Source organism: Pseudorhizobium xiangyangii (genome assembly GCF_020531965.1).
In the GTDB taxonomy this organism is placed as follows: Bacteria; Pseudomonadota; Alphaproteobacteria; order Rhizobiales; family Rhizobiaceae; genus Neorhizobium; species Neorhizobium xiangyangii.
This window is the reverse complement of sequence record NZ_JAJAWH010000050.1, coordinates 1-10043: the sequence shown is the minus strand read 5'-3', so window position 1 is coordinate 10043 and position 10043 is coordinate 1. Positions and strand designations below refer to the sequence as shown.

Sequence of the window (10043 nt, the reverse complement as noted above, 5' to 3'; positions counted from 1 at the left end):
GAAGATGCGTCCATGGGTGGGGCTAGCCATTAGGAGAACTCGATCTATTGAAATGCTGCGGCGTTGATGGTCAGGGTCCCGCTTGCGGATCCTAACCTTGTCGTCGTGCTGAGCATCGGATTTTCCGGTTTCAGCCATGATTTCTCTCCCAATGGTCGGGACTGGGATTACATTGTAGAAGTCGGTAAACGGGGCGCAACGGGGCAAACGGACGACGTTCTAACCAAATGGACCCTCCGCATCGGCGAGGGAAGTGGATAACTTTCTCAGGTGGATACCACCAAAGCGTAACCTGTGGTTTAGACTGGCAAAGCAACACTCACCAACCACTCGCGCTCCACAATAACGGTTAGACGCAAAAGCCAAATTTATTAGGCATGTGACCCGGAAATCTCAAAAGCGACAGTCCGAACTGCGCAGCGAAGCTTCGATCCAACCGCTGCGGCTGTGTGATGCAACCATGGAGCACTGACAACATCAGCCAGCCCTTGTCGTCCGGCCATTCCTCCTCGCAGACCGTGGCGTGAAGCCCAGAATCGAGCTCCGACATCCACTTGGTATTTCTTAACTACACGTCGAAATTGGTCGGCAAGACAATCATGTCCCGGATCGTGACGTTTCTCGGGCGGGTCAGCATAAAGATGATGGCATCGGAGACCTCTGAGGGCTCGATTAAACTTCCATTGGCTTTGGCCTTCTCAAGGTTTTCCGCGGGCCAATCGGCAAGAAGAGCGGATACGACCGGACCAGGCGAGACCTGGCTGACCCTGATGCCGTGGTTTTTCAACTGCCGACGCATGATTTGAACGAAACTGGTAATCGCCCATTTGGAGCTGGAATAGACTGGCTCCCATTGAATCGGCGCATGGCCGGCAACCGAGCAAGTGACCAAAATATCCCCGGTCCCACGCTCCATCATATGCGGAACGATGTTGCGGACGTTCTTCATGACGGCGTTTACGTTGAGATTCAGCATCCGATCCATTGTCGCGGTATCGGTATCGATAAGATCCCCGCCAATGTAGGACCCTGCATTGCAGTGCAGGATGTCGACGTGATCGACCTTTGCCAGGATTTCCGGCACCATCGCCTCACAACTTGCGGCGTCCAGAAGATCGGTGACCTGCGTGACTACGACGTCGCCGAGCTCGGCAGCGTATGTTTCCAGCGCTTGTCTGTTGTAGTCCACCATCACGACCTTGGCGCCGGCATCGACCAGGGCACGGGTGGTCGCCAGCCCAATCCCTGAAGCTGCACCGGTCACCGCCGCGATCTTTCCTTCGAGTTGTCTAGTCATCTTCTTTTCTCGCCTCTTGATTTTCAGACAGCAAGGAAGCCGCCGTCGACTGGCAGGACTGCGCCACTGATCATGGCCGCGTCCTCTGAAATAAGCAGCGCGATCGAGCGTGCGACATCGTCGACCTCTGCAAAGCGCGCCATCGGGTGGCGAACCATCATCGGGTCACGTTTTGAAGGTTCCGACCACGCCTTCGCGGCAAGCTCCGTCATGGTAACCGTGGGCGCCACTGCATTGACCCGGATGCCGTAGGCGCCGAGTTCCTTGGCCATGACGCGCGTCGCGCCTTCCAGTCCCGCCTTCGAAGCGGCGTACGCCACGTGATCCACGAAACCACGATGTCCGGCGATCGAGGTCACATTCACGATCGTACCGCCGCCACCGTTTGCAATGCGAGCCCGCGCAAATTCCTGCGCACAAATCAGCGCGGCCCGCAGGTTGATGCCAAGGACCTGTTCATAGCCCTCCTCCGTCATATCGAGGACGCTTTCGAGCACGTTCGTTCCCGCGCAATTGATCAGCGCGTCTGCCAGTCCCGCCATCTTCATGGCGGCGCGTGCTGCTGTATTGTCGGCAAGATCGACGGATAGTACGGTCGCGCCGAACTTCGCCGCCAGATCGTCTAGATCGGCTTGCGAGCGCGACAGGGCTACGATCCGCGCGCCACGCTGCGTGAGTAGTTCAACGCAGGCGCGACCGATGCCCTTGCCAGCACCCGTGATGATGACTGTTTTTCCAGTAAAGTCCGACACGTTCATCCTCCCGATGCCTGTTGCTCACAACGCCAGTCTTTGGTCGGTTTGCTTGTCAAACACATGAGCGGCGGCAGGATCGACGTTGAGCCTTATCCTGTCGCCCTGCTTCAGCGCGTGGCGCTCGCGGAAGGCGCACACCACGCGCTGGCCCGCCAATCTGGCCGCCAGGAGAATTTCGGCTCCCGTCGGCTCGATCAATTCGACAGTCGCCGGTACGCCCATATCCCCATGCGACACCATCCACTGGTCAGGGCGAACCCCGTATATCACCTCCTGGCCGTTGCTTGCCCGCGTGCCTTCCGGAAGGGAGAGGGTCGACCCGTCAGCAAGCCGCGCTGAGTTTAGGGAGAGATCGATCGTGGCCGGTAGCATGTTCATCGCCGGCGATCCGATGAAACCGGCGACGAAGGTATTTGCCGGCCTGTCGTAAAGCTCCAGTGGCGCACCGATCTGCTCCACCTTGCCGTCGCGAAGCACGACGATGCGGTCCGCCATGGTCATGGCCTCAATCTGGTCATGCGTCACATAGACGGAAGTAGCGCCGAGGCGTTGGTGAAGAGCTTTGATCTCCGAACGCATATCCACGCGCAACGCGGCGTCGAGGTTTGACAAAGGCTCGTCGAAAAAGAATGCCTTTGGGCTGCGAACCATCGCGCGCCCCATGGCGACGCGCTGCCGCTGACCACCGGAGAGCGCTTTCGGATATCGATCGAGATAGGGCGTCAGCCGCAGCATCTCGGCGGCCCTGTCGACCTTGGCGTTGCGATCGGCAAGATTTTCTCCGCGCAACTTCAGTGCGAAAGCCATGTTCTCCCGGACGGTCATGTGCGGATAGAGCGCGTAGTTCTGGAATACCATCGCCACGTCACGGTCCTTGGCGGCGATGTTGTCGACGCGATGTCCACCAAGCTTGATCGTGCCGCCGGTGATTTCCTCAAGGCCGGCAAGCGATCGCAGCAGCGTGGATTTGCCGCAACCGGAGGGGCCGACCAGTACGACGAACTCACCGTCAGCTATATCGAACGAGATTTTGCGCAGTGCGTGATAGGAGCCGTAATGCTTGTCGACCTGGTCGAGCTCGATCGTCGCCATATCTCAATCCTTAGTCAGTTGTGGCGGCATGGCCGCCGATCATTCGGGACGGGTGCACGGGCAGCTTCACCATGAGGTGTATCCCGCATCCGCGACGACGATGCTGCCGGTCATCAGGCTGGCGGCATCGGAAGCCAGGAACAGGACGACAGACGCGATTTCCTCGACTTCGCCCATGCGCTTCATCGGCGTCATGTTCATCCACTCCTTGTCCCACCCGGTCCCCTCAATGGCAGCCTTCGTCATGTCGGTCGCGATATAGGTTGGCGCGACGGCGTTGACGCGGACGCCCCGCTCGGCCCATTCGGCTGCAAGCGACTTCGTCAGCATGTGAACGGCCCCCTTCGAGGCGTTGTAACCGGCTTGCGGTTGCGGCCGATTGGCGATGATGCCAGACATCGAACCGATGTTGACGATCGAGCCCTTGCCCGCCTTCAGCATCAGGTTTCCAAAGGCGCGATTGCTCCAGAACACGCCGTTGAGGTTTACGTTTGCCACCCTCAGCCAGTCCGCATCGGCCATATCCTCCGCCGGGCTGTGTGCAGCGATGCCGGCATTGGCGACCAGAATGTCCACGCGACCAAGCTTGGAAGCGATCGCCGTCGCGACACGGTCGGTTTCGCCGGAATCGGTTACATCGAGACGCACGAATTCGGCCTTTCGCCCCATCGCGGCGATTTTCGAGACAGCGGACTGACCGAGCTCCTCGTCAAGATCAGTCAGCACGACATGCGCGCCGGCTTCAGACAGCGCATCAGCGCAGGCATAGCCGATGTTTCGCCCCGCACCGGTGACGACCGCGACTCTTCCGCTCAGATCCAACTTCCGCAGGTACATGCTATTTCCCAAGCTCGATCTGGATCTTCACGGAGGACGGCTTCGGTCTTACGGCGTAATCGAACGCTTCGATCGAGTCCTCGAAGGCGTAGGTGTCGGTGATCAGCGCATCGACGTTGATCTGGTTCGATGCCAAGAGCGCCACGATGCGCGGATAGACATGGGCGTAGCGAAATACGTGCTCGATGCGCAGTTCCTTGGTCTGGGCGATGACGATATCGAGCGGGACGGGCTTCAAGGGCATGCCGACAAAAACGACGGCCCCGCCGGGGCAACCATGGTTCAACGTGTCTGCGATCACTTCGGCTGCACCCGAACATTCGAAAACGACATCGACTCCCCAGCCGTCGGTTTCGCGGGCTATGACGCTCTTCAGGTCCTGCGAGCGGACGTTGACGGTGATGATGGCGGGCCCAAGCTTGCGCGCCACTGCAAGCTTCTCATCGACAACGTCGGTCATGATGACTTTGGCGCAGCCGGCCGACAGCGCCGCGATCGCTGTCACCATGCCGATCGGCCCAGCGCCCGTAACCAGTGCGATCGCGCCGGGTGTCAGCCTCGCCTTGGAGACTGCCTGAAAACCGACGGCCAGTGGCTCGACCATGGCGCCAGCGGCGTAGGAAACATTGTCCGGAAGCTTGAATGTGAAGGCGGCCGGGTGGACCACGCTCGGTCTCAGTACGCCATGTACAGGCGGCGTCGCCCAGAAGCGCACCGCGGGATCGAGATTGTAGAGACCCAGCCGCGACGCACGACTTTGAGGGTCGGGAATGCCGGGCTCCATGCAAACACGGTCGCCAACTTTCAGGTTCTCGACCGCGCTGCCGACCTCTTCGATGATGCCGGCGGCTTCGTGGCCGAGGATCATCGGCTCGCGCACAACGAAGGGACCGATCGCGCCGTGAGTATAATAGTGAACGTCCGATCCGCAGACGCCCACGGTCTTGATGGCGATGCGCACCTCGGTGGGACCGAGCACCTCTTTCGGATCCAGGTCGCGAATCCGCAGTTCGTCTTTTCGTTCGAGAACGAGCGATCTCATGTCTTCAGCCCTTTCGGATAATGAACACGGAAAGCGCCAGGCAGAGCACCGTCGCCACCCATAGGGGCAGCACGCCCTCCAGGAAGCGCATCCAGAGAAGATGCACCAGGATCAGGATCACGGCCGAGATGAAGCCCCGGTCGAAGCCGTTGGTCCGGATCGGCAGGAATCCGTCGCGTTCGGGTTTTTGGGGTTGAATGCCAGCCATCAATTTACCCTTTCAATGCGCCGAACGTCAGACCAGTCACGATGTGCTTCTGAACGAAGCCAAGCACGACCAGAGCCGGGAGCGTGGTCAGGAACGCCATCGCAGCCATCTCGCCCCAGTTCGTTCCGGTGACCGAGACATACTCGGCGAGCGCTGTCGTCACGGTCCTGGCGTCAGCCGACGACGTCAGGGTCGCTGCGAACAGGTACTCGTTCCAGGCGAAAATCCAGGTCAGGATGAAGGTGACGGCCAATCCCGGTCGTGCCAGCGGCAGGATAACGTGGGACAGCACCTGGCCGGTCGTTGCACCATCGACCCGTGCCGCTTCGTCCAGCTCCAGCGGAATCCCGTCCAGCATGCCCTTCAAGAGCCAGATGGCGAAGGGCAGGTTGAACACACAATAGAGGAGGATCAGACCAATTTTCGTGTCGAACAACATGAAGTCGCCGAACACGAACCATTTGGTAAACAGCAGGAAGAGCGGCAGCAGAAACACGGCAGGCGGGGCCATGCGGTTGGTGATCAACCAGAAAAACACGTTGTCACCGCCGCTGATCTTGTAACGCGAGAGCCCGAACGCCGCCAGGAGACCGAGCGCGCACACCAGCGCTGCATTCGATGTCGCCACGACCATCGAATTCCAGAGATACTGCAGGAAGGTCGAGCTGTTCAGTACAGCCAGGAAATTGTCCCAGTAAAGATTGTCGATGAGGACCGATTTCGAATAAAGCTTCACGCGGGGACGCATCGACACGACCAGCATCCACCACACCGGAAGCAGGGTCAGAATGGTCAGGCATATCCACAGAACGAAGGAGGCTATACCGGAGCGTCTCATTGTGCGCCTCCCTTGCGGCCGGTCATTGCGACGAAGAGCAGCCAGCTCAAAACGATCGTTACGTAAAGCGTGAGAAGGGACATGGCCGCGCCGTAGCCATAGTCCGTCTTCGGAAAGACGTTGATCCAGATATGAAGGCCGATGAACCGGGTCGCCTCAGCCGGACCGCCCTTGGTCAGCATCCAGATTTCGTCGACCGAACGAAGCGCGTCCATCAGCCGGATGAAGACGGTTGTCAGCAATACCGGCTTCAACATCGGCACGATCACGTACCAGAATATCTGCAGCTTGTTGCCGCCGTCGATCTGCGCCTGCTCGAGTGGTTCTTTTGGCAAGGCGGTCAGCCCTGCCATGAGCGACAGCGTGACGAACGGCGTCCAGTGCCACAGGTCCATAATAATGGCTGTGCCGAAGGCGTGATAGGCATTGGTCGAGATGTTGTAGTCGATGCCGAACCACAGTTTCAGGTAATAGGGCACAATGCCGAACCCCGGAACGCAAAGCAGCCGCCAGGTAGCGCCGACTGCAATAGGCGCGACAACGATTGGCAGTGTATGGATCGTGCGAAAGAACTGCCGGCCCCACAGACGGTCTGCCATCAACGCGCGGGCCAGCACATAGCCCAACAGCAGCTCGCTTACGACTACGAAGAAGGCAAAAACCAGCGTGCGCGCAAGCGAGTTCAGGAATGTCGTGTCAAAAACGAGGTTACGGTAATTCTGGAGACCAGCCCAGCGCAGGGTTGGATCGACTGCGTTGGTGTTCCAGTCGAAGAAGCCGACGTAAAGTATGTAAATGAAGGGGATGAACCCAACTACGAAGAGGATCAGCGTGGCTGGTGTTAGAAACAGCCATCCGATGTTGGATTGTCTCATCCTTCGCTCCGTCAGATCGTGTTTGGATTCTATTTGCCCGCTGCCGGCGTCGTGGGCAGACCGCGCAAACCGCAGTCAGGAAACGGGGCGGCCACCTTCTTGAAGGCGACCGCCAGCCGCCGGGAGGTATGGTCTTTTACTTGCGGTAGCCGAGCTTCACGAGTTCAGCTTCGGCCGCAGTGGCAGCTTGGTCCAGCGCATCGTCCGGCTGGATCTCGCCGACGATGGCTTTGTAGATGAACGGCGCGACGACCTGCAGAACTTGAGAGTGGAACGGGAACGGCGGAGCACCGGCGAACAGCTTTCCGTCGTCACGCATCAGCGTGTAGTAACCGTTCATCTTCTTGTCCTGATCGACGATTTTGGGATCGTCGTAGGTCGAGTTCATGACGATGCGGGAGCCGGCCAGAGCCCAGTCGGTCTGCACTGAGGCCTGCCCGATATACTGCAGGAAGAGCAGCGAGGCGTCCTTGTTCTTGGAAGAATGCGGGATGCCGAAGGCGCCGCCGTCGTAGTAGCCGATATATCCCTTGCCGGATGCGACGGCTTCCATCACACCCGCCTCAACCGGAGGCAATGCCACGCCCACCTTGCCGACGACGGTCGATTTGCTTTCGTCGGTCGCGATCCAGGCAGCGTTTTCTCCGTAGACGAGGCCTTGGGCTGCGCGGCCGGCAGAAAATGTCCCGGCAACCTCGTCCCAAGTGGAGGACGTCGATTCCGGTGGCGCGTATTTCAGCAGGCCGACCCAGTAGTTGAGCGCCTTCTTCGCGGCGGCGGAGTTCATCTGGCCGCCGTTCGCTTCGGTGGCCGCGAAGGTTGTGCCATCGATGCCCCAGTTGTACACGCCGAAGGTCGGCGCGACCGACTCGAAGAATTCGTAGAAAGCGGCAGGGTGGCTCGACGAGGCCTGTACGGTCGTTCCCCAGAGCTCCTTGTCTGCGCCGTATTCGGTGAAGAACTTGGCGATCTGGGTATACTCGTCGTGCGTCGTCGCGGGCTTCAGATCCGCACCGGTGGCATCCTTGTAGGCTTTCTGGATCGCGGGATCGTCGAAAAGGTCCTTTCGGTAGAGGTAGGGCTTGATGAATGCTTCCATGGGGACGCCCATGACATTGCCCGATTTCGGATCCTTGAAGTAGTTTACGAACGTGGTGAAATTCTCCGGCTTGAAGTCCGGCGAAGCGATCTTTGCGTTATCGGCGAGTGACTTGGTGATATCGACCAGAAAATTGCGCGCCAGATACGTGTATACGATGTCCTGCTCGATATAGACGAAGTCATAGATGCCGGTATTGGCCTCCATGTCCTTGATCGCCTTGTCGTACATCTGGTCCCAAGATGTGGCCTCGAATTCGACCTTGATGCCCGTCTCTTCGGTGAATTTCGGACCGAGTACCTGCTCGACATATTTCGACGCTGGGGTCGATTCTGAGATGCCCCGTATGGTCGCGCCCTGATAGGGCTGGGCGGCAGTCTTCCACCAGGAATCCTGAGCAAGAGCGGTCGAGCTCCAAATGCCAAGCGAAATGAAGCCGACGCCCGCGGCTTTGACGAAACTGTTCATTGTTCTCCTCCCTTTGGAACGCAAAATCGGTCCGGTTGTGCGGTTCTAAATTCTCCTCCAACACGCCCAACTGATCTCAATACTTGTAGAATGGAAGGGTGGACACAAGCGCGGCCGGTGCGCGATACTGATACTTTCATGCGCGAAAAGCCATTTTCATGCATGAAATCTTGTGTGCGTTGCACAATCGGGATCTGCGTGTCAGCGCAACGAGAATGCCGGGAAGCACGGAGGCCGTTCGCAATGTCAGTCATTTCGCCCACAGTCGCGAGATTCGAATATGTCTTGACCGGCGCGGACGAGTCTTTCCTCTGGCGCCGCGACGACTATCCGTGGGAACGCAACGTCTGGAATTTCCACCCGGAGGTGGAGATACACTACATCCCCAACGCCAGCGGCATCCTGCTTGCAGGCGATCATGTCGGCGCGTTTACGCCGGGCCATATTTCCGTCATCGGCAGCAACCTGCCGCATGATTGGGTGACGCCGCTCGGACCGGATGAGCGCATTCCAGGACGCGACATCGTCATCCAGTTTTTGCCGACCAAACTGGAGCAGGCTTCGGCCTTCTTGCCGGAATTGGCGGGCCTGCGTGATTTTCTTACCCGCGCGCAGCGGGGGCTGTCCTTCAAAGGTCGGGCGCGGGAACAGGCGGAGGCGCTGATACTCAGCATGGAGCTCCAAACCGGCTCGGTGCGCCTTTCGACCTTCCTGTCATTGTTGTCGCTGCTGCGGGACACTGATGAATTCGATACGTTGTCTTCAGAAGCCTATGTGCCGGATCTAAGCTATGGTTCGCTCGAAGCCCTGCAACAGGTCTTTGCGTATGTCTTTGCCAATCTGTCGGAGGACATCCGGTTGCCGGACATGGCTCGCATGGTCGGCATGAGCGACAGCGCTTTCTCGCGGTTCTTCAAAAAGAACAGCGGCCACAGCTTCACCGACCACGTCAACAAGCTTCGTATCTGGAAGGCGGGCCAGCTACTAACCGACACTTCTCTGCCGGTAACGGACATCTGCTTCGAGGTGGGCTACCGCAATCTGTCAAATTTCAACCGGGTGTTTCTCCGCCACCACAACCTAACACCGACAAGATACCGGAAGCTGTCCACCAACCGAAGAACTGTTCCATTCCATCACAAAGCACTCGGCAATCCTCTCCCTCGTTGATGAGTGGATATTTGAGGCGGACGTCGACGGGAAGAGCACCGCGCCCACTCGCTGCGTGGGACAGAGCCTCCATCATCTGCACGGCAGCTGGCGATCTGCGTGCCGTGCTGATTTTGCCCCGCACCAAAATCGAGAACTGGGTTTGCACCCTTTGCGGCGACATCGAGACGCGCTGGCTTGGCGAGCCGACCGAAGTCTAACCGAGCGGCCAAACGGGGCGTGCAATGTGTTCGGAAGGGTGGCTTATGAGCCCTCATAGGCTTTTGCATTCTTGCCACCTGATCACCGATATCGCGCAATCACCGATCCGGTCAGACAACCAGATGCAATTCGTCAGGCGCTTCCTGTCAGCGTAACGAGGC

The 10043-nt window shown here is 58.8% G+C and carries 10 protein-coding genes; 1 reads left to right on the top strand and 9 read right to left on the bottom strand.

Going from position 1 to position 10043, the window contains the following annotated elements; all coding sequences use genetic code 11:
- Positions 1-568 precede the first annotated feature (568 nt).
- From LH464_RS23500 to LH464_RS23460, 9 genes are all read right to left on the bottom strand, one after another.
- Positions 569-1297 carry an SDR family oxidoreductase gene (locus LH464_RS23500; protein WP_226788840.1) on the bottom strand — a complete coding sequence of 243 codons (729 nt, stop codon included), beginning with the start codon at positions 1295-1297 and terminating at the stop codon, positions 569-571.
- 23 nt (positions 1298-1320) lie between these two features.
- Positions 1321-2055, bottom strand: a complete 735-nt coding sequence (locus tag LH464_RS23495; RefSeq protein ID WP_226788839.1) for an SDR family oxidoreductase — start codon at positions 2053-2055, stop codon at positions 1321-1323.
- 18 nt (positions 2056-2073) lie between these two features.
- Complete coding sequence (locus LH464_RS23490) at positions 2074-3144, bottom strand: ABC transporter ATP-binding protein (protein WP_226788838.1); 1071 nt, start codon at positions 3142-3144, stop codon at positions 2074-2076.
- Between the two features lie 66 nt (positions 3145-3210).
- A complete protein-coding gene (locus LH464_RS23485; protein WP_226788837.1) occupies positions 3211-3981 on the bottom strand; it encodes an SDR family NAD(P)-dependent oxidoreductase in 771 nt (256 codons plus the stop codon).
- 1 nt (position 3982) lies between these two features.
- The gene (locus LH464_RS23480) at positions 3983-5023 is read right to left on the bottom strand and encodes an NAD(P)-dependent alcohol dehydrogenase (RefSeq protein WP_226788836.1); all 1041 of its coding nucleotides are present in this window, start codon (positions 5021-5023) and stop codon (positions 3983-3985) included.
- A gap of 4 nt (positions 5024-5027) precedes the next feature.
- Entirely contained in the window at positions 5028-5231 is a 204-nt protein-coding gene (locus LH464_RS23475) for a DUF2160 family membrane protein (RefSeq protein WP_226788835.1), read from the bottom strand.
- Positions 5232-5235: 4 nt separating this feature from the next.
- Positions 5236-6069 (bottom strand): carbohydrate ABC transporter permease, encoded by an 834-nt coding sequence (locus LH464_RS23470; protein WP_226788834.1) that lies wholly within the window; start codon positions 6067-6069, stop codon positions 5236-5238.
- The gene (locus LH464_RS23465; RefSeq protein ID WP_226788833.1) at positions 6066-6944 is read right to left on the bottom strand and encodes a carbohydrate ABC transporter permease; all 879 of its coding nucleotides are present in this window, start codon (positions 6942-6944) and stop codon (positions 6066-6068) included. The genes LH464_RS23470 and LH464_RS23465 overlap by 4 nt, the downstream gene beginning before the upstream one ends.
- A 136-nt stretch (positions 6945-7080) precedes the next feature.
- Positions 7081-8511, bottom strand: a complete 1431-nt coding sequence (locus tag LH464_RS23460) for an extracellular solute-binding protein (protein ID WP_226788832.1) — start codon at positions 8509-8511, stop codon at positions 7081-7083.
- Positions 8512-8754: 243 nt separating this feature from the next.
- On the opposite strand from LH464_RS23460, the gene LH464_RS23455 reads away from it, so the two are divergent.
- The gene (locus LH464_RS23455) at positions 8755-9681 is read left to right on the top strand and encodes an AraC family transcriptional regulator (protein WP_226788841.1); all 927 of its coding nucleotides are present in this window, start codon (positions 8755-8757) and stop codon (positions 9679-9681) included.
- Positions 9682-10043 lie beyond the last annotated feature (362 nt).